Source organism: Bacillus sp. KNSH39 (genome assembly GCF_052656585.1).
This window is the reverse complement of record NZ_JBQXYO010000001.1, coordinates 3631901-3653358: the sequence shown is the minus strand read 5'-3', so window position 1 is coordinate 3653358 and position 21458 is coordinate 3631901. Positions and strand designations below refer to the sequence as shown.

Here is a 21458-nt window from a genome sequence, read left to right as displayed (position 1 = left end):
GGGGGTGCCAGTAAGAGATGAAAGGACTATTTAAAGGGTTAAAATATACATTAAGTAATTTGAGCAAGAAGAAGGTAACGTATGATTATCCAAATCAACCGTTGCCGTTGCCAGACCGTTTTCGGGGGATTCAAAAATTTTATCCGGAGAAATGTATTGTTTGTAATCAGTGCTCTAACATTTGTCCGACAGACTGTATTCAGTTAACAGGAAAGAAACATCCGGATCCTACGAAAAAAGGAAAAATTATCGACACGTATGATATTAATTTTGAAATTTGTATTCTTTGTGATTTATGTACAGAAGTTTGTCCGACAGAGGCAATTGTCATGACAAATAACTTTGAACTCGCGGAATATTCACGTGATGACTTATTTAAAAATTTGCAGTGGCTTGACGAAAACGACGAAAACGTCAGGAAGGAGAATAAGGCATGAATGGCGAGTTTGTAGCATTCTTTATACTATCCTTGTCTGCAATTATCGGCGTTGTTCTTATGTTGAACTTAACGAAAGTTATGCACATGATGCTAGCTCTCGTTCTGACATTTCTCAGCATTGCAGGTTTGTATTTTCTTTTGTCAGCCGAATTTATAGGCGTTGCACAAATTTTACTTTACTCTGGTGCAATCACAATTATTATGATTTTCGGCATTATGTTAACGAAACATAACGCGGAAAATGAATCGCGTCTTACTCTTCGAAAATGGATTATCTTCTTTGCAGTTGTAGCATTTGGAGCGGTTATGTATTTCGCTGTTAATAATGTTGATTTTGCAAATGAAAGCACACAAGGAAGTTTACCTCTCCATGAAAACAACACACTTCAAATCGGTACGCTTCTCTATTCAAAATATATTATTCCATTTGAACTAACTTCAGTTATTTTACTTGTAGCACTCGTTGGCGCAATTATACTTGCGAAAAAGGACGAGAAAGAGGAGGATTCCAATGAGTAGCGTTCCAGCTTCTGCATATTTAACACTTGCGATTATTTTGTTTTGCATCGGTCTATTTGGAGCTTTAACAAAGCGGAATACAGTAATCGTATTAGTTTGTATCGAATTAATGCTGAATGCTGCCAATTTAAACTTAGTGGCGTTTAGTAAATTAGGCTTATTTCCGAATTTAACAGGTCAAATTTTCTCACTGTTTACGATGGCTGTAGCGGCAGCGGAAGCGGCGGTAGGACTCGCTATTTTAATTGCTTTATATCGTAATCGTACGACAGTTCAGGTGGATGAAATGGATACGCTCAAAGGATAGCATTGTGACCGAAAAAGGGGGAAGGAAACAATGATCGATTATGCATGGCTCATACCGCTTTTCCCACTCGTTTCGTTTTTGTTACTTATTATATTCGGGAAGAAAATTAGAGAAGGAAGCAGCGTACTTAGTATTTTTTTCGTCTTTCTCTCCTTTATACTTGCGGTACTTGTGTTAATAGAAAGGTTTTCAGAAGCAAGCGTGAAGCATAAGTGGGTGTGGCTTAGAGCTGGAGATGTGGATATATCATTCGGCTTTGAAGTGACTGCATTAGGAGCTTTAATGTTATTTATCGTGACGCTTGTGAGTCTACTTGTACATGTGTATTCGAAAGGTTATATGAAAGGTGATGAACGATTACCGACCTTTTACGCATATTTAGGACTCTTTACATTTGCGATGTTAGGGCTTGTTATATCAACGAATTTATTACAACTTTATATATTTTGGGAATTAGTTGGCCTTGGCTCATTTTTACTTATCGGTTTTTATTTCTTTAAAGAAGAAGCGAAGGCTGCTGCAAAAAAGGCTTTTATTATGACCCGTATTGGGGATGTTGGTTTATTTATCGGGATGATTTTAATTTTTTGGTACGCAGGTAGTTTTGAATATGACGCAATATTTAGGGCGATTTATACAGGGGATCTACCTCCTTACATGATTACAATAACAGCGATATTAATTTTTATCGGGGCGATGGGGAAATCAGGTCAGTTCCCGCTTCATACGTGGTTGCCAGATGCAATGGAGGGGCCAACACCCGTTTCGGCACTTATTCACGCGGCGACGATGGTCGCAGCTGGCGTATATTTAGTAGCGACGATGTTCCCTCTATTTTCAGCAAGTACAGTGGCGATGCAGACAGTGGCAATCGTTGGAGCTTTCACTGCAATCTTTGCGGCCTCTATCGGTCTTGTGCAAACAGATATAAAGAGGGTGCTTGCTTATTCTACAGTTAGCCAGCTCGGGTATATGATGCTCGCGCTAGGTTCTGCCGGTTATGTAGCTGGTATATTTCATTTAACGACACATGCTTTTTTTAAAGCACTACTATTTTTGGCGGCAGGAAGTGTAATTCATGCTGTGCATACGCAAAACATTAATAAAATGGGCGGTTTACAGAAGAAGATGAAAGTAACTGGTACGCTATTTTTAATAGGTACCCTTGCCATTAGCGGTGTTCCGCTGCTTTCCGGTTTTTTCAGCAAAGATGAAATTTTAGCGGCGACGTGGATGAATGGCAATTACGTTTTATTTACTTTAGCAGTAATTGCGGCATTTTTAACAGCGTTTTATATGTTCCGCCTTTACTTTCTTGTCTTTACTGGAGAAACGAAGACGAAGGAAGAAGTGCATGAATCGCCTCGCGTTATGACGTATCCAATGATTGTTCTCGGCGTTCTCGCAGTAGTGGCAGGATATATAAATACACCATGGTTTGGGACGTTTCTCGGAGATTGGTTGACGAAAGATGTAGGGTTTAAGGTTGAAGAAACGCATGGACCAGTTTGGATTATGATTGTTGCGACACTCGTTTCATTTGCGGGAATCGCTCTTGCATATTTCATATATAGGAAGAAATCAATTTCTAGGAATTGGGCTGGGGGTACGGAAACATCGCTTTATAATCTTTTGAAAGAAAAATATTATGTGGATGAACTATACAACATGACGGTGATTCCTATTACGAAAGGAATCGCTCATGTGCTTCGCTTATTTGAAGTGTATGTAGTCGAAGGAATTGCAGTTTTAATTGCAAGTGTAGTGAGAGGCACAAGTAACCTTGGATCGAAACTTCAAAACGGGAATGTACAAGTGTACGGTACTGTAACGGCGGTTTCGCTCGCTGTACTCGTCATTATTTTGCTCTATACGGGAGGGGATTTACGATGAATGATTTGTTGTTAACGTTCTTCATTTTTTCCCCGCTTTTAGGAATTTTATTGCTTGTATTAACACCGAAAAAGGAATTGCGTACAGTGCGAGCGCTTGGCTTATTTGGAACGGCACTGCCATTTGGAATCGCTATCGTCCTCGCTTGTACATATGCTTCTGGAAAGAATTTGTCACTATTTGATGAAAAAGTGAAATGGATTAAGTTCGGCGATTTTACAGCGGTAGATAAAAGGTGGTTTTCTATTTATTACGAGCTTGGTATTGATGGTTTGTCACTTGTCATGATGGTACTGACGGCTCTTCTAGCGATGCTTGCAGCAATTGCAGCCTTTTCTATTAAAAGAAATTTAAAAGCATTTTATATGCTGTTACTCATGCTAGAAATAGGAATGCTCGGCGTCTTTGCTGCTCAAAACTTAATGTTGTTTTTTATCTTCTTTGAAATTACGTTGCCACCAATGTTCTTATTAATTGGAAAGTGGGGAAAATTGTCGAGTGAAAAGGCTGCGTATAGTTATTTAATATATAACGGTATTGGCTCAGCTATTTTGCTCATTGTTTTCTCAATTTTGTTCGCGAAAACAGGTACAACAAATATTGTGGAGCTGAAAGAGATATTAAGAAGCGTAAACGCAGAGGGAGCACTCGTCATCCCAAGTAGTTTGCAGCTTAGTGTATTTATTGCCATAATGATTGCTTTTGCAATTAAACTACCTGTTTTTCCGTTGCACCGCTGGATGGTCAATGTACACATAGAAGCGCATCCAGCTGTAGTTATGCTTCATGCGGGTGTTTTGCTGAAGATTGGAGCGTACGGTATTATTCGCTTCGGGAAAGGGCTATTCCCGGAATATTTTCACGATGTTGCAACACTAATTGCGATATTAGGCGTAATTAATTTATTATACGGTGCCTTTTTAGCGCTCATCCAAACAGACTTTAGGAAAGTACTGGCTTACTCTAGTATTTCGCATATGGGAATTGTGTTAATGGGACTTGCGTCACTTAATGCACCTGGTACACAAGGAGCGTTATTCCAGGTTGTATCGCACGGTTTAATTGCAGCCTTGCTGTTTTTCTTACTCGGTGTTATAGAACAACGTTTCGGAACATCAGACATTACAGCGCTTGGTGGACTCGCAAAAAGTGTCCCAGTACTTAGCGGCTTCTTCTTAGCAGGAGGAATGGCATCGCTCGGATTACCAGGGATGTCTGGGTTTGTTAGTGAATTTCTTGCCTTTCTCGGTTTATTTCAAGGAGAGCCCGTCATTGCTGCAGTCGGTGTGATTGGCATCATTTTAACCGCTGTATATGTATTAAGGGCGACACTTCAAGTGACATTTGGAAAGAAAGAGTGGGAAGCAAAATCTGATATACACGGATGGGAGTATGTCCCTGTTTTACTACTTATCTTTTGTATTATTGCAATTGGAGTTATGCCAGAAATACTAGGGGATCCGCTTCAAAATACATTGAAAACATTGGGGGTGAAGTAGGATGGATATGAATACGTTATTTAGCTTATCGTGGCATCTAATGGTGCCAGAATTTATTATTCTCGGCGCCGCCATCCTCCTTTCCATATGTGATTTGTTTTTTAAGCTGAACCATAGATATGTAGCTCTTGGTGCGATTGCTGCCATCGTATTAGCAATCGTGTCATTAATTACTCTATATAGCGAACCGGCAGGAGATATTTTAAATGGATCGTTTGTGTTAGATGGATTTTCAAAAGGGTTTAAAACGTTGCTATTAGGTGCCTCAGCCCTCATTTTATGCACCGCAATGAGCGATGATAAGAAGAATCCAATCGAAGATAAAGGTGAATATTATTACTTATTTTTAATGGCACTTCTTGGTGCGATGTTCATGGCTTCTAGTGTAGATTTTATTACCCTTTTCGTTGGTTTGGAGTTACTTTCACTTTCTTCTTATATTTTAGTAGGAATACGAAAAAAGAGCCGTGCATCAAATGAAGCGGCAATGAAATACGTCATTAGCGGAGGAATTGGAACGGCGATTACGCTCTTCGGAATGAGTTATTTATACGGTATTACAGGTTCAACTAACATTGTAGATATGCAAAAGGTACTCACTGGGGAACTCGCTAGTGGTATTCAGTTATTGTTAGCTCTCGCATTTCTTTTATTGCTAGTTGGTCTCTCATTTAAAATTGCCACAGTGCCGTTTCATATGTGGGCACCTGATGTGTATGAAGGAGCGGCTACACCTGTTACTGCTTTTCTTGGAACGATTTCTAAAATTGCCGGGTTCCTACTCATTATTCGTTTGTTCCTTATGATCTTTGCAAGTGTATTAATACAAGGAGATATGCAATCTTTATATGGGCATATGAGTATATATATTGCGGTGCTAGCAAGTATTACGATGATTGTTGGGAATGTAGTCGCGTTAAAACAATACAATATAAAGCGTTTATTTGCTTATTCAGGCATTGCACATGCGGGGTATTTACTCGTTCCACTTGTGGCATTATCACCATTTACGATGGATAGCATGTGGTTTTATATGCTGGCATACATGCTTATGAATATAGGCGCATTTGCCATTATCCACGGCTTAATCTTACAAAATGATGAGGAAAATATAACAATTTTCACAGGTTTATATAAAAGGTCGCCATTTACAGCGATAATGATGACAATTTTTATTTTATCGTTGGCTGGGATACCAGGAACAGCTGGATTCATTGGAAAGATTAATATCTTTTTAGGCGCACTTCATGTAGAGCCAGCACATTACGTACTAGCTTCGATTATGATGGGTACGACAGTTGTTTCATTCGTATATTATTTCCGTATTTTACAACAAATGTTTTTCCGCACCGGAGAGACAGAAGAGAGAATACGGTTACCGTTAAATATAAAGGTTGTTATGAGTCTTTGTGCAATTTCGATTGTAATACTAGGGATTATGCCGATGATTGGGTACAATTTCTTTTATGAATATTTTCCATTAATGAAAGATTTCTTCTTCTTAGGGAACGTGGTACAATAGTGAAAATAAAAGGTGTGGAGTCAGTACTCTGCGCTTTTTATTTTGTGTTAACTTGTAATGTAGATATACGTTTTTGGAAAGAAAATCACGATGTAAAATGTAAGATGTCTATGTGCATTTGAAAAAGTGTAGCTCCTACTTATTATGGTATCGTTTTTATATTCTTTCATAAGTAGTAGCTGAGTAAAAAGGGGTCGATTTTTTGGCACAACTTTTAGGGCAACAAGCACTGATTGCCATTGTTTCGCATTTATTGTTTATTACCATTACGTGGTGGGCCTTACAAGGCATTCACATTGAGCGTTTAATGAAGTCCGGAAAAGTGCTGCAGACGCGAGTATTACTCATCTTAATTACAATTGCAATTGGGACATCTGTAAGTAACTTTTTCCTTGATTATTTAGGCTATTCGAAGAGTTTAACGTATTTAGTAAAGTAAGTGTATAGAACCTCAAATCTCCGTTAACAATGGGGATAGGAGGGGATGAAATTGAAGCTTAAAGCCATTCTTATTGTTGCACTTAGTGTTGTTTTATTTTTGGTTGGATATAGAGAGATGAAACCGATAAGCGATGAACATAAAATGGAGAGCATGATCAAGGCTTTAGAGAAAAATGATGCTAAAGTAGAAAAATGGTCATGGTTAGCGAGAGAAACAAAAACAATTTCTAACATACATACGTTTCAAAAGTTGTTAAACGATGTGAAGGAAAAGGCAAATATTCAAAAGTGGGAAGTAGAGCAATCTCCAGATGGATATAAAGCTACATCCTATAAAAAGCTTTCTTCTTATGAAGAACGAGTAGTAGTAACTTGGAGTAAAGAAAATACTAAAGAAAACACTTTCATTATCTTTGAAGTAAGTGGGGCGAAATGGGACCCGAAGTATGTTCAAAACATGAATAAAATTTTTAGTGAAAAACCTATAATTTACACTTGTGTTCAAGGTGTACTGAATGATAAGATTGAAGGTGTTTTGCAAAATAAAACCAATCAGGTTTTGAAAGATCTTTCAGCAAGAGCGATCGAACAAGTAGAAGAAAGAGCATTTGTGTCAGTCTCCGCATACAATAAAAAGTGGGATGACGCTCTTTCAACAAATAGAGAGAAAATAAATGTGCAAATAGCAATACGTTCTACAGACAACAAAGATACAATTGTGGTTGGCACACCGATCATAACTTCTGAGTATTGAGTGAATAGATACTGAAAAAAGGACACGGAGGGGAATAATTTGGAAAAGATCATCGTCCGTGGCGGAAAGCGGTTAAACGGCACAGTGCGTGTTGAGGGCGCAAAAAATGCTGTATTACCTATAATCGCTGCAGCCCTATTAGCGAGTGATGGAAAGAATGTACTATCTGAAGTACCAGTTTTGTCTGATGTATACACAATTAATGAGGTATTACGTCATTTAAATGCTGAAGTCGTATTTGAAAATAATCAAGTAACAATCGATTCTTCTAAAGAACTAAACATTGAAGCACCATTTGAATATGTACGTAAAATGCGTGCATCTGTTCAAGTAATGGGACCATTATTAGCACGTAACGGTCGTGCTCGTATTGCACTTCCTGGTGGATGTGCAATTGGTTCACGTCCAATTGACCAACATTTAAAAGGCTTCGAAGCAATGGGAGCAAAAGTACAGGTTGGTAACGGTTTTGTTGAGGCATATGTTGAGGGAGAACTAAAAGGAGCTAAAATCTACTTAGACTTCCCAAGCGTAGGCGCGACAGAAAACATTATGTCTGCAGCTACATTAGCAAAAGGGACAACAATTCTTGAAAACGCAGCGAAAGAACCAGAAATCGTTGACTTAGCTAACTTCTTAAATGCGATGGGAGCGAAAGTACGCGGAGCTGGAACTGGAACGATTCGTATCGAAGGCGTTGATAAATTATATGGTGCAAACCACTCTATTATTCCTGACCGTATTGAAGCGGGAACATTCATGGTTGCAGCAGCAATTACTGGTGGAGACATCTTAATTGAAAATGCTGTACCTGAACATTTACGCTCAATTACAGCGAAAATGGAAGAAATGGGTGTTAAAATTATTGAGGAAAACGAAGGTGTACGTGTTATCGGCCCAGATAAGTTAAAAGCGGTTGATATTAAAACTATGCCTCACCCAGGTTTCCCAACAGACATGCAATCACAAATGATGGCATTATTACTACAAGCTGATGGAACAAGCATGATTACAGAAACGGTATTCGAAAACCGCTTTATGCACGTTGAAGAATTCCGTCGTATGAATGCTGATATTAAAATTGAAGGTCGTTCTGTTATTATGAACGGTCCAAACAGCTTACAAGGTGCTGAAGTAGCAGCAACTGACTTACGTGCTGCAGCTGCATTAATCTTAGCTGGTTTAGTATCAGAAGGTTATACTCGTGTAACTGAGTTAAAACATCTTGACCGTGGCTATGTAAACTTCCATAAGAAATTAGCTGCATTAGGTGCAACTATTGAACGTGTAAACGAAAAAGTAGAAGAAGTGAAAGAACAAGAAGTTTCTGATCTTCACGCTTAATTAAAATAGTCTCTATGTCTTTTGACATAGGGGCTATTTTTTTTGGTTATTACTGTTATAGTCAATAAATTCTATACTTATGCACGTACCAGTAAAAATATTTAGAAAATTTCTGTTTTATACTCTTCCCCTTAAGTATGTTCTAAAAGAAAGAGTTGTTCCATAAGAATGAATGGAGTAAAGCTTTTATATTGGAGGAAAATAGGATGAAATTTTCAAAGCCACTTTTTATTACAGTAGCGCTCTTAATAGCGCTCGTTATCATTGTACCTGCAGCCCTTGTTATTCCATTTGCGAAAGCAAAAGTAGGGGAAGAAACGGCCTCTAAAACTCCTCCAGCGATAGAAAGCATACCAGCTCCAGGAAAAGTAGATACAGCTGTTCAAGTTGCTGTATATCGCGAAAAACAGAAGAAGGTAGAAACATTACCAGTGGAGGAGTATGTGACAGGTGTAGTAGCTTCTGAGATGAATGCCAGTTTTGAAATAGAGGCACTAAAGGCGCAGGCATTAGCAGCGAGAACATTTGTAGTACAACGTATGCTAAGCGGAGGAAAGAAAAATAATGCGGACGTGACAGATACGGTGAAAGATCAAGTGTACAAAAGCAAAGATGAATTGAAGAAGCAATGGGGTAATAACTACGAAAATAATTTGAAGAAAATCGAAGAAGCCGTTTCGAAAACAGCAGGACAAGTTTTAACGTATGATGGAAAACCAATTTCAGCATCCTTCTTTTCAACGAGTAATGGTCGAACAGAAAATGCAGCTGACTATTGGGGAAATGATTATCCGTACTTGAAAAGTGTAGATAGTCCGTGGGATCAAGCCTCTCCAAAGTTTACGAGCGAGCAAACATTTACAGTAGCTGATTTTCAAAAACGTCTCGGTGTGAAAGTGCTAGCAGACGGAAAGGTTGGCAATATTAAAGACCTTACGGAAGGAAAGCGCGTAAAGGATGTAGCTTTTCAAGGAAAAACATTAACTGGAAAAGAAGTTCGTGAAAAGTTAGATTTACGTTCTTCTGATTTTACGTGGAAACAACAAGGAGATAAAATCATCGTTACGACGAAAGGTTTCGGTCACGGCGTTGGTATGAGTCAATACGGGGCGAACGGCATGGCAGCGGAAGGAAAGAAATATACAGATATCGTCGCTCATTACTATAAAGGCGTTGCAATAAAGACGATGAATGATTATGAAGGAAAATTGATGGTGAAGAAATAGGTGTCAGAACTCTGGCACCTATTTTTTTCTGTTTAAAATATCATAATTTTCCATTAACTGTTTGATATAATAGGATAAAAAGGCATTTGGGGGAAATGAAATGGCGTTACTAGAGTTGAAACAATTAGGGAAGGCGAACCAGTTACCGGCAATTGAGCTAGAGGTGGAGAAGGGACAATGTATTGTTTTGCAATGCAATAATCATACAGCTAAAGTGTTACACCGCATCATTATTGGTGAAGAAGAGGCGTCGACTGGCAATGTACTGTTTGAAGGAGAAGCAATTGGAAAGAAAAATTATTCCCGCATCGGTTTTTGTTTTTTGAAAGATGAGGCATATGATCGTTTGAAGGTGAAAGAATACTTCAAATTTCTATTAGGGCTTTATGAATCAAAGATAAGTATAGAAGAAGTTGTGCAGTCTGTTGGTCTCCTAGATAAACTAAACGTTAAAATAGAAAAATTATCATTTTCAGAGAAACGCCGTCTTCATATCGGACGAGTGATGATTCATAATCCGGATTTAATCATTTTGGAAGAACCGGAGCAAAATGTAGATATAGAGAGTACGGTTATTATTCGAAAAGCAATCATGAAAATGAAAGAGCAAGGAAAGGCGATTTTTATTACGTCATCTTTCCTATCCGATGCCCTTTCGTTAACGGAAGATGTATACATACTAAACAATGATGGTGTGAAAAAAGTAGAAATTGAACAAGAGGAAGCAGAAAAAGTCGATGAAGAGAAGGTCGTTCAAATAATTCCGCAAATGAAGTTAGAAAGAATACCTGCGAAAGTGAACGATAAAATCATTTTACTTGATCCGATGGAAATCCATTTCATTGAAACGCAAAACGGAGTGACACATATTCACGTTCGTGAAGGAGATTTCGTATGTACATTAACATTAAGCGAACTAGAAGCAAGGTTAACAGGTTTTGGTTTCTTTAGATGTCATCGCTCGTATCTTGTGAATTTACAAAGAGTGCGAGAAGTGATTACTTGGACTCGTAACAGTTTTAGCTTAATTTTAGACGACGAAAGAAAAAGTTCAATCCCGCTTTCAAAAGGACGCATGGATGAATTAAAAGGTGTGATTGTGCTATAAAAAGTGCTCCAATAAGCTCAACATGCGATTCATTCACCGGTAAAAATACTCCTTTTACCGGTATTTTACTGCGTAATCCCTTTGTTTTTCATATGATTGAGTCAAGAAAAGCGAAACAAACGAACGAAAAGCGCTAAAGCGACTTTTATCTATAAAGAAGAAAAACAAAGGGGATGAAGAAATGACATTGGCAATTGAAATGAAAGATGTAATGAAAAGTTTCAGTGGAAAAACGGCACTTCGAAATGTAAATATTGAGGTGAAGCAAGGAGAGATATTCGGATTCCTCGGACCGAGTGGATCTGGTAAGACGACAACAGTAAAAATTTTAACTTCTCAATTGCTTCATAGTGTTGGAACGGTAAGAGTATTAGGGAAAGATATTACAGGACCAAGTAGCATCGATTACAAACGAATTGGTATTTTAACAGATAACAGCGGCTTATATGAAAGACTTAGCATTTATGATAACTTACTATTATTTTGTGACTTATACGATTGCAAAAAAGAACGAATCGATGAAGTACTAACACAAGTAAATTTATTAGATGATAAAAAAACACCAGTAAAGAAACTATCAAAGGGAATGAAGCAACGCGTCACACTAGCGAGAGCAATCCTTCATAAACCAGATATCCTCTTCTTAGATGAACCAACATCTGCACTTGATCCAGTAAACGTACAAAACATTCATAAAATCTTAAAAGACTTAAATGAAGAAGGAACGACGATTTTCTTAACGACTCACAACATGGATGAAGCAGAAACGCTTTGTAACCGCATTGCCTTCCTTTGTGGCGGAGAAATTGTAGCACTCGATACGCCAGAGAACCTGCGCTTACAATACGCTAAGGATCAAATAGAGGTCGTATTAAAAGGTAAACGAAAAGAAGTAGTGCAAAAAGATGAATTAGGCGCAAATCGTATTTCAGAATGGATGAAAAAGGGCGAACTGTTATCTATTCATTCACACGAACCAACGCTAGGCGATATCTTTATTGAAGTTACTGGGAGGGGATTATAATGACATTTTCAATGAGACGTGTATCAGCTATTTTTAGAAAAGAAATACAAGATTTTAAGACAAATTCACAAGTGTTGTTAATGGCATTTTTACCAATTATACTTTCATTTTTGTTTAGCAGATTTGGAGTGGGAAAGGAAATGTTAGGTATTACTACTATAACGGCCTTCCTATTTGTCGCAGGCTTTGTTCAATCTATGGTAATTGCAGAAGAAAAAGAAAAACATACATTGCGTGTATTAATGCTATCACCGGCATCTTCGGTTGAAGTTCTACTTGGAAAGAGTTTATTAACATCGGGTCTGACAATGGTCATTTGTATTGCAAATTTATTCATTTTAGATCAGTTAAATATTAACCTTCCATTGGTAGGATTGATATTCTTATGCGGAACTATTTTGTTTATCGTACTTGGAACAATGATCGGATTACTTGCATCTTCTGTACCACAAACATCAATAATTGGAATGCCGATATTAATGACGATGTATTTGGCTGTACAGTTTGAGCCAATGGTTGAAAATAAAGTAATTAAGACGATGATTGGATATCTTCCAACATCTCATATTGTGAAAGCACTTAAAAGCTTAGTAGGTGGGGCGGGATTTAGTAGTATTAGTGGGCATGTATTAAATGTTGCAGTTTGGCTTATTATATCGCTCGTTGTATGTTTAATCGTATATAAAAAGAAACAATTAGACTAAAAACTGAGCTAAAAGTGCTCAGTTTTTTCTTTTTTCTATCATTTCCTCGGAAATTTTACAGTTCTTATACATATTTTTACAGATTTTGTCGAAAAGTAATTAGTTATACGTTGTATAGGATACGTGAATATTGTTCAAAATGATTGCTGAGGTGATGATGGAATGCGAGGAAGAAATAATAAAAAGTCGCAAAAGGTAGTACATTTATTTCAAAAAAGATGGGTGTTTCCGGCACTATACATTGCTTGTGCAGCGGTAATCTTAATGGTTGCGCTATGGTTCCAAGGAGCTAATCCGAAGAAGAATCCAAACCACGATCAAGCAACACCGTATACACAATCGGAAGATCCAGCAGTACCAGTAACGAAATCTTCAGAAGTAGTGAAAATGCCAGCTGCCGCGAATGCGGAAGTAGTCGTACAGAAGAAATTCTATGAAGATGCAGCAACTGAGGCGGAACAAGAAAAAGCACTTGTCTTTTATAACAACACATATTCCCCGAACAAAGGAATTGACATTGCTGCGAAGAATGGAAAAGAATTCAATGTTGCTGCTGCTTTAAGTGGTACAGTAACGAAAGCTGAAAAAGATTCACTTCTTGGTTATGTTGTAACAGTTGATAGTGGAAATGGTGTAGCGGTATCTTATCAAAGCTTAGGCAGTGTGAAAGTAGAAAAAGGTGCAAGAGTTGCACAAGGTGAAGTATTAGGAACATCCGGTCTAAGTGCAATGAATAAAGAGGCAGGCTCTCACGTTCACTTTGAAGTACGTAAAGACAATGTGGCTGTGAACCCTGAACGTTACTTAAATAAATCAGTAACAGAAATTAAAGCTGATGCAGGTGCTGCAAAGGCTACGAATGCTTCTGGTAAAAAAGCTGATGACAAATCTCAAAAAGAAGAGAAGTCAACGAGCACGAAACCAGAAAGTAAAACAGAAGACAAGTCTCAAAAAGAAGAGAAATCAACAAGCGGTTCAACTAGTGACAAAAAAGAAGAACCGAAGAAAGAAGAAAAATCAACAAATGGTTCTACAGAATCATCTAACGATTCTTCTTCACAAGAATAAGAAAGTGAAAAAATCAGTTCCCACTAGGGGAGCTGATTTTTTTATTTTTATATAAAAATACTCAATTTCGAGAAAAAAGTTGCAAAAACAAGGAAAAATGACGAGATTCTCGAATATATATTACAAAAGGGAGGGGATACTGTGTCATTTTTATTTGTTCTGTCGACTGCTATTATTTTATTGTTTGTTTTATTCACCTTATATTATTATATTGCCGGTAAGAAAGAGGTTCCCCACCATCAATTATTAGAAGAAGAGTTTGAAAGAGAAGAATGACGCCTTATACATAAGGTGTCATTTTTTTCGCCAAAATAGTCACTGTTAACGTATTTCTCACAAAAAAACGTAATTTTTCTTAACTTAGTCCGCAAAAATAGTGAACATGTAGCATATATCAGTAGTGCGGGCAATACAATGGTATAAACCAAAGCAAAGAGAGTGTTTGAGGTGAGAAATCGTGAATCATTTCATTATAAATCCAAGAATGTTTAACGCTTACAAACAGCACTCACACTTACTTCTTAGTCGTATGCAGCGAGGCTCATTTCACCCTTCTCACATCCAAATTAGGGAGGCGAGTGGTGTGCACGATTACATCAAAGAGAGAACTATCAAGATTGGTAAGTATATCGTGGAGACAAGAAAGACAGTGCGTGTCATTGCAAAGGAATTTGGGGTATCAAAGAGTACAGTCCATAAAGATTTAACAGAACGTCTACCAGAAATTAATCCAGAGCTCGCAAATGAAGTGAAAGAAATTCTTGATTATCATAAGTCTATTCGTCATTTAAGAGGTGGAGAAGCAACAAAGCAAAAGTATAGAAAAGAAGATGTAGAGAAGCCTGTACGTCAATAATGTTACAGTAGCAAACATTCCGTTCACATTCGGTAATATTTTTCAGAAGAATTCTTTTTGCGAATATTACGTTTCTGTTAAATTTATGATAAAATCAGAAATTAGGTGAAAAGAATTCGGGTGTAACCTGATTTTGAATATCGAGGAGGAAAAAACGGGAATGTTTGCGCGAGATATCGGAATTGACCTAGGTACGGCTAACGTATTAATTCATGTTAAAGGTAAGGGTATTGTATTAAATGAGCCATCTGTTGTGGCAATCGATCGTAATAGTGGTAAAGTATTAGCAGTAGGTGAAGAAGCGAGAAGTATGGTGGGACGTACGCCGGGTAATATTGTAGCAATTCGTCCACTTAAAGATGGTGTAATCGCAGACTTCGAAATTACAGAAGCAATGTTAAAGTATTTCATTAACAAATTGGACGTAAAGAGCTTCTTTTCAAAACCTCGTATTTTAATTTGTTGTCCAACAAATATTACATCAGTAGAACAAAAAGCAATTCGTGAAGCTGCTGAACGTTCAGGTGGTAAAACAGTATTTTTAGAAGAAGAACCAAAAGTAGCCGCAGTTGGTGCTGGTATGGAAATCTTCCAACCAAGCGGTAACATGGTTGTTGATATTGGTGGAGGTACAACAGATATCGCTGTACTATCTATGGGTGATATTGTTACCTCTTCCTCTATCAAAATGGCTGGCGATAAGTTTGATATGGAGATCTTAAACTATATTAAACGTAAGTATAAGCTATTAATCGGAGAACGTACTTCAGAAGATATTAAAATTAAAGTTGGTACAGTATTCCCAGGTGCACGTAGCGAAGAGCTTGAAATTCGCGGACGTGACATGGTAACAGGCTTACCACGTACAATTACAGTATGCTCTGAAGAAATTACAGAAGCATTAAAAGAAAATGCAGCTGTTATTGTACAAGCTGCAAAAGGTGTATTAGAGCGCACACCACCAGAATTATCTGCAGATATCATCGACCGCGGTGTTATTCTAACAGGCGGTGGAGCTTTACTACACGGTATCGACATGCTTCTAGCAGAAGAACTAAAAGTACCAGTATTAATTGCTGAAAACCCAATGCACTGCGTTGCGGTTGGTACAGGTATTATGTTAGAGAATATCGACAGATTACCAAAGCGTGCTTTGAGATAATTTGAAAGAACTAAGGCTAATGCCTTAGTTCTTTTTTTTCGTTTTTATATTTTTTTATTTTGATTTTTTGCGAAAATGGAAGGAAAATAGAGAAATATGAAGGAAACAGGTAAAATATTCATATATATGGTTAAATTTAATATTTCCTTAATTGAAAACGTTTATAATATAATGAGTCGAATACGACATTAAGGCAAATAATGTTTCAATACATATTGCCTTTCCCTAATTTGGGCATACACTCCTTTCCACCTCCGTGTCAGTTGCAAAAATGTGCAACTATTTTAATGGAATAGAGTGTGTGCATTTTTTTTGGAAGTTGTGCTAAATATAAAATGTTACTTTGTAATGACAAACAATAAACAAAATGGGATAATAGCAATATGTCCAAGTGGTAAGACCAATATTACAAAAGGGGCGATTGTTACATGCTAAATATAGAACAAATTAAAGAAATCATTCCTCACCGCTATCCATTTTTACTTGTTGATAAAATATTAGAAGTAGATGAAGGCAAAAGAGCGGTTGGGATTAAAAATGTATCCGCAAACGAAGAATTCTTTAACGGACACTTCCCTGACTATGCAGTTATGCCTGGTGTACTTATTGTAGAAGCATTAGCGCAAGTCGGAGCAGTTGCAGTATTAAAGAAAGAAGAAAACCGCGGAAGACTTGCTTTCTTTGCAGGTATCGACAATTGCCGTTTCAAAAAACAAGTACGCCCAGGCGATCAGCTTCGTCTAGAAGTAGAAATGACACGCGTACGCGGCCCAATTGGAAAAGGAAAAGCAATCGCAACAGTAGATGGTGAAGTTGCATGTGAGGCAGAAATTACATTTGCGATTGGTGATAAAAAAGAATAGATAGTACTAAAAAATCTCCTTGTGAAAAGACAAGGGGATTTTTTATTTACTGTTATATAACGATGAAAAGATAATATACAAACTAATCAGAAAACACCTTGTAAATAGATGGTAATTACCATATACTTACTTTATTATTTATCTAGAAAACAGGATAAGTGATAAAGGTAATAAAGAAATAAGGGCATTGTCATATTGTTAAGGTACTTAAATAAGACAAAGTAGGATGTTATTGATTATGATGAAATGTGGGGAACTCAGCAAGAATATTAATTAGACGTATGAAATCGAGCATAAGAGAGAGAAAAGGGAAATGTCGCATTTCACAAAAGGAGATTATGAATATGTTCGGGAGAAAGAAAAGAAAACCATTACGACAATTAATTACACATAAAGAGCCTAAATCGCGTATTACAGAACAATACCGTAACATTCGTACAAACATTGAGTTTACATCTGTAGATAATCATATTCGTTCTATTATTGTTACTTCAGCCGATCCAGGTGATGGGAAAACAACAACAATCTCAAACTTAGCAGTTGTTTTCGGACAACAAGGAAAGAAAGTTTTATTAATTGGAGCTGACTTGCGTAAGCCGACGATACAAAACTTATTTGCCATTCATAGTTCAAATGGGCTAACGAACTTATTATCAGGACAAGCAAAACTTATGCAATGCATTCAAAAAACAGATATAGAGAACGTATACTTAATGGCAGCAGGTCCAATCCCGCCAAACCCAGCAGAACTATTAGGGAGCCGGGCAATGGACGAGGCGTTGCTAGAAGCATATAACATGTTTGATATTATATTAATTGACACACCACCTGTCCTTGCGGTTACAGATGCACAAATACTTGCGAATAAATGTGATGGAATCGTACTCGTTGTACGAAGTGAAAAGACGGAAAAAGATAAAATCGTAAAAGCGAAACAAATATTAGATAAAGCATCAGGCAAACTACTTGGTGTCGTTTTAAACGATAAAAGAGAAGAAAAAGAGCAGTATGGTTATTATTAAAATATGAAAAAGCCAACAAAATTTTTGTTGGCTTTTTTTGATTTCTGAAAATTATTTATCAAGTTATACATTGTAAAAAGCATGATATGATAAAATTTTTGGGAAATCATTGGAATGTGTTGTCATATTTAAGATTATTTTGTAAGATTAAACTTGTTTGTTGTGAACAAATATAGAACTGAATTATTAAAAATAAAAAATGTAAGATTTATATGTTATAATTTTTCCTATGTGTAAATTTTAGAAAGTTGGAGGAACTTATGGAAGAAACAATTAGTCTAAAAGAGTTATTTCATATCTTAAAAAAACGTTTAGCAATGATCCTCGTAATCGCATTTGGTGCAGCTATTGTAAGTGCTATCATTAGCTTTTTCTTCATGACACCAATCTATCAATCTTCGACGCAAATTCTTGTTAACCAGAAGAAACAAGAAGGGGCAATGATTCAAGCCGGTGAAGTCCAAACGAATATTCAATTAACGAATACATATAAGGTTATCATTAAAAGTCCAGTAATCTTAGAACAAGTGAATGAAAAATTAAATTTAAACATGACAGCGCAAGAGTTAACAAAAAAAGTTAATGTTACGAATGAAAAGGATTCACAAGTAATCGCTGTAACAGCTGAGGATAAAGACCCTAAAAGAGCTAGTGATATTGCGAATGCAACTGCAGATGTATTTAAAGGTGAAGTTGCAAAAATTATGAACGTTGATAACGTAACAGTAATATCTAAAGCTGAAGTTGCAGAAAATCAATCTCCGATTAAGCCAGCGCCTATGCTTAATGTAGCGATTGCTTTCATTGTTGGTTTAATGGCTTCAGTTGGTCTTGCATTTTTACTAGAATATTTAGATAACACGGTGAAAAAAGAAGAAGATGTAGAAAGCTTACTTGGCTTACCAGTGTTAGGGATTGTAGCTCGTATGGATGAAGAAACAATGAACGTGAAATCACACGCTCCATCATCAAGAAAAGTGAGGGGACAAACAATTGGCTCTTAATTTATTTAAAAAGAAAAAGAATCATCGTCAACGCCGTCAATTAATTGCTCATCAACAACCGAAATCACCAATTTCAGAACAATATCGTAATATTCGAACGAATATTGAATTTGCAGCTGTAGATACGAATTTACATTCATTAATGGTCACGTCTGCAAACCCAAGTGAAGGGAAAACGACAACGACAGCGAATATGGCAGTTGTGTTTGCCCAACAAGGAAAAAAAGTATTATTAATTGATGCAGATATGCGTAAACCAGCAATGCACCAAATGTTCCAAGTAGATAACATTTTTGGACTTACGAATGTACTAACACATAGTGAACGTTTAGAAAAATGTGTACAAACTACATCTGTAGACAATCTACATTTTTTAGCTTGTGGTCCAATCCCACCAAACCCGGCCGAATTGTTAGGCTCAAAATCAATGAAAGAACTTCTTGGACAAGCATACAGTATGTACGACTTAGTTATTTTTGATATGCCGCCAATTTTAGCTGTAACCGATGCGCAAATTATGGCAAATGTATGTGATGCGTCTATTCTTGTTGTTCGTAGTGAATCAACAGAAAAAGAGACAGCAGTGAAAGCAAAAGGATTATTAGAATCGGCTAAAGGTAAATTGTTGGGCGTTGTTCTAAACGATCGTGAACGTGAAAACGGCTTATATTATTACTACGGTGCAAACTAATTAAAAGAGTGAGATATGGTTGAAACATATCTCCTTTTTTCCCTTGAATATGAGCAATATCTCATATTCAAGGGAAAAAAGATCTTTATAGGAGAGAGGGAGGATGAAACAAATGATAGATTTACATTGTCACATTTTACCTGGTATCGATGATGGTGCACAGACAGTAACAGATAGTTTAGCGATGGCACAACAAGCCGTTTCAGAAGGAATACTTACAATTGTCGCAACGCCGCACCATCAAAATGGAAAATATGTAAATGAACGTACCTCAATTATTCATCACGTAAAACAACTAAATGATGAACTACAACAACATAATATTCCACTTACTATTTTACCTGGGCAAGAGGTCAGGTTATATGGCGATTTATTAGAAGACTATGAAGCTGGTAAAATCGTTACTTTAAATGAAACAAATAAATATATATTCATTGAATTTCCATCGAATCACGTACCTCGTTATGCCGAACAATTATTATACGAATTACGTGTAAAAGGAATGGTTCCAATTATTGTTCACCCGGAACGTAATGCCGAGTTAATCGAGCGGCCAGATAAGTTATATAACCTTGTAAATAAAGGTGCGTTAACGCAAGTAACGGCAGGTAGTTTGCTTGGGAAATTTGGTAAAAAGATTAAAAAATTCTCACTACAGCTTGTGGAACATAATTTAACACATATGATCGCATCAGATGCGCATAACACGACATCGAGAGGATTTCATTTAGCAGAAAGTTATGAACTAATTGAGAAAGAATTCGGAATGAATGTTATGAGTGATTTAAAAGAAAATCCGTACTTATTAATTAGTGGGAAAGCAATTTACAAAGAAGATCCAGAACAAATTCGTCGTAAAAAATTGTTCGGTATTTTTTAATTGAAGAGTTTGGGTGATGTCTCCTAACCGTTATCAACGGGGACACTCGGTCGTGCTGTGGGTAGAAATTTTTATTTCGCACCTACCTTAGACGCTTGTCGTCGGGAGTATGACGTGAGGATGGGTTAGATGCCCATAAATTATTTATGGTAGAAACTCTACCTATGGAGTTATAACTATGACTCCATAGATAGGGTTTTTGTTATTGTTACATTTGTATATAATAATATATTTTGGGGGTACTAGATTTGAAAAAAGTAAGAAAAGCAATTATTCCAGCTGCGGGACTGGGGACAAGATTTTTACCGGTAACAAAGGCAATGCCTAAAGAAATGTTACCAATTGTTGATAAACCGACAATTCAATACATAGTCGAAGAAGCGATAGAATCAGGAATTGAAGATATTATTATTGTTACTGGAAAAGGTAAACGTGCTATTGAAGATCATTTTGATCATTCTTTTGAATTAGAGCAAAGCTTACTAGAAAAAGGGAAGTATGACATGCTAGAAAAAGTACAAGCTTCCTCAAAAATTAATATTCATTACATAAGACAAAAGGAACCAAAAGGTCTAGGGCATGCAGTATGGTGTGCACGTAAGTTTATTGGAAATGAGCCGTTTGCAGTATTACTTGGTGATGATATTGTTCAAGCAGAAACGCCATGTTTGCGCCAATTAATGGATCAATACGAAGGAACACACTCATCTGTTATTGGTGTACAAACAGTACCTGAAAATGAAACACATCGTTACGGCATTATCGATCCAGTTGAACAAAATGATCGCCGTTATCAAGTACGTCAATTTGTGGAAAAACCAGCTCAAGGAGCGGCACCATCAAATTTAGCAATCATGGGACGTTACATATTAACACCAGAAATCTTTATGCTCCTTGAAGATCAACAAACAGGTGCTGGTGGGGAAATTCAATTGACAGATGCAATTCAACGATTAAATGAAGTTCAACGTGTATTTGCTTATGACTTTGAAGGTACGCGTTACGATGTCGGGGAGAAGTTTGGATTTATTAAGACGACGATTGAGATAGCGCTACAAAATGAAGAATTAAATGTAGAGTTGATGAAGTATATGAAAGAGCTTGTAAAAAAGGAAGAGGTACATTCATAAGG

23 protein-coding genes are annotated in these 21458 nt (G+C 36.9%); all 23 read left to right on the top strand.

From position 1 onward, the window contains the following. The first annotated feature begins 17 nt into the window (after positions 1–17). Complete coding sequence (nuoI, locus tag ACUL40_RS18700) at positions 18–437, top strand: NADH-quinone oxidoreductase subunit NuoI (protein ID WP_000677191.1); 420 nt, start codon at positions 18–20, stop codon at positions 435–437. Next, on the top strand, positions 434–958 hold the full coding sequence (locus tag ACUL40_RS18695) for an NADH-quinone oxidoreductase subunit J (RefSeq protein WP_445422780.1): 525 nt from the start codon (positions 434–436) through the stop codon (positions 956–958). The genes nuoI and ACUL40_RS18695 overlap by 4 nt, the downstream gene beginning before the upstream one ends. Further along, on the top strand, positions 951–1265 hold the full coding sequence (nuoK, locus tag ACUL40_RS18690) for an NADH-quinone oxidoreductase subunit NuoK (RefSeq protein WP_000100079.1): 315 nt from the start codon (positions 951–953) through the stop codon (positions 1263–1265). Before ACUL40_RS18695 ends, nuoK begins: the two co-directional genes overlap by 8 nt. A 30-nt stretch (positions 1266–1295) precedes the next feature. Then, positions 1296–3158 carry an NADH-quinone oxidoreductase subunit L gene (gene nuoL, locus ACUL40_RS18685; RefSeq protein WP_016125745.1) on the top strand — a complete coding sequence of 621 codons (1863 nt, stop codon included), beginning with the start codon at positions 1296–1298 and terminating at the stop codon, positions 3156–3158. Next, positions 3155–4657 carry an NADH-quinone oxidoreductase subunit M gene (locus ACUL40_RS18680; protein WP_445422781.1) on the top strand — a complete coding sequence of 501 codons (1503 nt, stop codon included), beginning with the start codon at positions 3155–3157 and terminating at the stop codon, positions 4655–4657. The genes nuoL and ACUL40_RS18680 overlap by 4 nt, the downstream gene beginning before the upstream one ends. Positions 4658–4664: 7 nt before the next feature. Next, a complete protein-coding gene (gene nuoN, locus ACUL40_RS18675) occupies positions 4665–6179 on the top strand; it encodes an NADH-quinone oxidoreductase subunit NuoN (protein WP_033687557.1) in 1515 nt (504 codons plus the stop codon). A gap of 202 nt (positions 6180–6381) precedes the next feature. After that, the gene (locus tag ACUL40_RS18670) at positions 6382–6618 is read left to right on the top strand and encodes a DUF1146 family protein (protein WP_000057889.1); all 237 of its coding nucleotides are present in this window, start codon (positions 6382–6384) and stop codon (positions 6616–6618) included. A gap of 51 nt (positions 6619–6669) precedes the next feature. Beyond that, entirely contained in the window at positions 6670–7374 is a 705-nt protein-coding gene (locus tag ACUL40_RS18665) for a YwmB family TATA-box binding protein (protein WP_000767900.1), read from the top strand. A 39-nt stretch (positions 7375–7413) separates the two neighbouring features. Next, positions 7414–8718, top strand: a complete 1305-nt coding sequence (murA, locus tag ACUL40_RS18660; RefSeq protein WP_000411274.1) for a UDP-N-acetylglucosamine 1-carboxyvinyltransferase — start codon at positions 7414–7416, stop codon at positions 8716–8718. 206 nt (positions 8719–8924) lie between these two features. Next, positions 8925–9944 (top strand): stage II sporulation protein D, encoded by a 1020-nt coding sequence (gene spoIID / locus ACUL40_RS18655; RefSeq protein ID WP_000672662.1) that lies wholly within the window; start codon positions 8925–8927, stop codon positions 9942–9944. 100 nt (positions 9945–10044) lie between these two features. Then, positions 10045–11052: a LytTR family transcriptional regulator DNA-binding domain-containing protein gene (locus tag ACUL40_RS18650; RefSeq protein WP_445422782.1), complete on the top strand. Its 1008-nt coding sequence runs from the start codon at positions 10045–10047 to the stop codon at positions 11050–11052. Between the two features lie 181 nt (positions 11053–11233). After that, the gene (locus ACUL40_RS18645) at positions 11234–12076 is read left to right on the top strand and encodes an ABC transporter ATP-binding protein (RefSeq protein ID WP_000170866.1); all 843 of its coding nucleotides are present in this window, start codon (positions 11234–11236) and stop codon (positions 12074–12076) included. Next, positions 12076–12780: an ABC transporter permease gene (locus ACUL40_RS18640; RefSeq protein ID WP_033696077.1), complete on the top strand. Its 705-nt coding sequence runs from the start codon at positions 12076–12078 to the stop codon at positions 12778–12780. The genes ACUL40_RS18645 and ACUL40_RS18640 overlap by 1 nt, the downstream gene beginning before the upstream one ends. A 162-nt stretch (positions 12781–12942) precedes the next feature. Then, entirely contained in the window at positions 12943–13848 is a 906-nt protein-coding gene (locus ACUL40_RS18635; RefSeq protein ID WP_088361751.1) for a M23 family metallopeptidase, read from the top strand. A gap of 141 nt (positions 13849–13989) precedes the next feature. Beyond that, entirely contained in the window at positions 13990–14124 is a 135-nt protein-coding gene (locus ACUL40_RS18630) for a hypothetical protein (RefSeq protein WP_000008901.1), read from the top strand. A 307-nt stretch (positions 14125–14431) separates the two neighbouring features. Then, positions 14432–14704 (top strand): sporulation transcriptional regulator SpoIIID, encoded by a 273-nt coding sequence (gene spoIIID / locus ACUL40_RS18625; RefSeq protein ID WP_000544012.1) that lies wholly within the window; start codon positions 14432–14434, stop codon positions 14702–14704. A 160-nt stretch (positions 14705–14864) separates the two neighbouring features. Beyond that, a complete protein-coding gene (locus ACUL40_RS18620; RefSeq protein ID WP_000457978.1) occupies positions 14865–15866 on the top strand; it encodes a rod shape-determining protein in 1002 nt (333 codons plus the stop codon). A gap of 428 nt (positions 15867–16294) precedes the next feature. After that, positions 16295–16729, top strand: coding sequence for a 3-hydroxyacyl-ACP dehydratase FabZ (fabZ, locus tag ACUL40_RS18615; protein WP_000931959.1), 435 nt, complete (start codon positions 16295–16297; stop codon positions 16727–16729). A gap of 344 nt (positions 16730–17073) precedes the next feature. Next, a complete protein-coding gene (locus tag ACUL40_RS18610; RefSeq protein ID WP_000467938.1) occupies positions 17074–17751 on the top strand; it encodes a CpsD/CapB family tyrosine-protein kinase in 678 nt (225 codons plus the stop codon). A gap of 260 nt (positions 17752–18011) precedes the next feature. Then, positions 18012–18755 carry a YveK family protein gene (locus ACUL40_RS18605; protein ID WP_071739766.1) on the top strand — a complete coding sequence of 248 codons (744 nt, stop codon included), beginning with the start codon at positions 18012–18014 and terminating at the stop codon, positions 18753–18755. Next, positions 18745–19446: a CpsD/CapB family tyrosine-protein kinase gene (locus ACUL40_RS18600; protein ID WP_061457913.1), complete on the top strand. Its 702-nt coding sequence runs from the start codon at positions 18745–18747 to the stop codon at positions 19444–19446. Before ACUL40_RS18605 ends, ACUL40_RS18600 begins: the two co-directional genes overlap by 11 nt. A gap of 112 nt (positions 19447–19558) precedes the next feature. After that, positions 19559–20326 (top strand): tyrosine-protein phosphatase, encoded by a 768-nt coding sequence (locus ACUL40_RS18595; protein ID WP_445422810.1) that lies wholly within the window; start codon positions 19559–19561, stop codon positions 20324–20326. 248 nt (positions 20327–20574) lie between these two features. Beyond that, entirely contained in the window at positions 20575–21456 is an 882-nt protein-coding gene (gene galU, locus ACUL40_RS18590; RefSeq protein WP_445422783.1) for a UTP--glucose-1-phosphate uridylyltransferase GalU, read from the top strand. Positions 21457–21458 lie beyond the last annotated feature (2 nt).

Excerpts from the sequence above, each read along its gene's own strand:
- fabZ (WP_000931959.1), top strand. The coding sequence starts at position 16,295 with ATGCTAAATATAGAACAAATTAAAGAAATCATTCCTCACCGCTATCCA.
- ACUL40_RS18595 (WP_445422810.1), top strand. The coding sequence starts at position 19,559 with ATGATAGATTTACATTGTCACATTTTACCTGGTATCGATGATGGTGCA.
- spoIID (WP_000672662.1), top strand. The coding sequence starts at position 8,925 with ATGAAATTTTCAAAGCCACTTTTTATTACAGTAGCGCTCTTAATAGCG.
- nuoI (WP_000677191.1), top strand. The coding sequence starts at position 18 with ATGAAAGGACTATTTAAAGGGTTAAAATATACATTAAGTAATTTGAGC.
- nuoL (WP_016125745.1), top strand. The coding sequence starts at position 1,296 with ATGATCGATTATGCATGGCTCATACCGCTTTTCCCACTCGTTTCGTTT.
- nuoK (WP_000100079.1), top strand. The coding sequence starts at position 951 with ATGAGTAGCGTTCCAGCTTCTGCATATTTAACACTTGCGATTATTTTG.
- ACUL40_RS18680 (WP_445422781.1), top strand. The coding sequence starts at position 3,155 with ATGAATGATTTGTTGTTAACGTTCTTCATTTTTTCCCCGCTTTTAGGA.
- ACUL40_RS18610 (WP_000467938.1), top strand. The coding sequence starts at position 17,074 with ATGTTCGGGAGAAAGAAAAGAAAACCATTACGACAATTAATTACACAT.
- nuoN (WP_033687557.1), top strand. The coding sequence starts at position 4,665 with ATGAATACGTTATTTAGCTTATCGTGGCATCTAATGGTGCCAGAATTT.
- ACUL40_RS18695 (WP_445422780.1), top strand. The coding sequence starts at position 434 with ATGAATGGCGAGTTTGTAGCATTCTTTATACTATCCTTGTCTGCAATT.
- ACUL40_RS18620 (WP_000457978.1), top strand. The coding sequence starts at position 14,865 with ATGTTTGCGCGAGATATCGGAATTGACCTAGGTACGGCTAACGTATTA.
- ACUL40_RS18640 (WP_033696077.1), top strand. The coding sequence starts at position 12,076 with ATGACATTTTCAATGAGACGTGTATCAGCTATTTTTAGAAAAGAAATA.
- ACUL40_RS18645 (WP_000170866.1), top strand. The coding sequence starts at position 11,234 with ATGACATTGGCAATTGAAATGAAAGATGTAATGAAAAGTTTCAGTGGA.
- ACUL40_RS18605 (WP_071739766.1), top strand. The coding sequence starts at position 18,012 with ATGGAAGAAACAATTAGTCTAAAAGAGTTATTTCATATCTTAAAAAAA.
- ACUL40_RS18650 (WP_445422782.1), top strand. The coding sequence starts at position 10,045 with ATGGCGTTACTAGAGTTGAAACAATTAGGGAAGGCGAACCAGTTACCG.
- ACUL40_RS18635 (WP_088361751.1), top strand. The coding sequence starts at position 12,943 with ATGCGAGGAAGAAATAATAAAAAGTCGCAAAAGGTAGTACATTTATTT.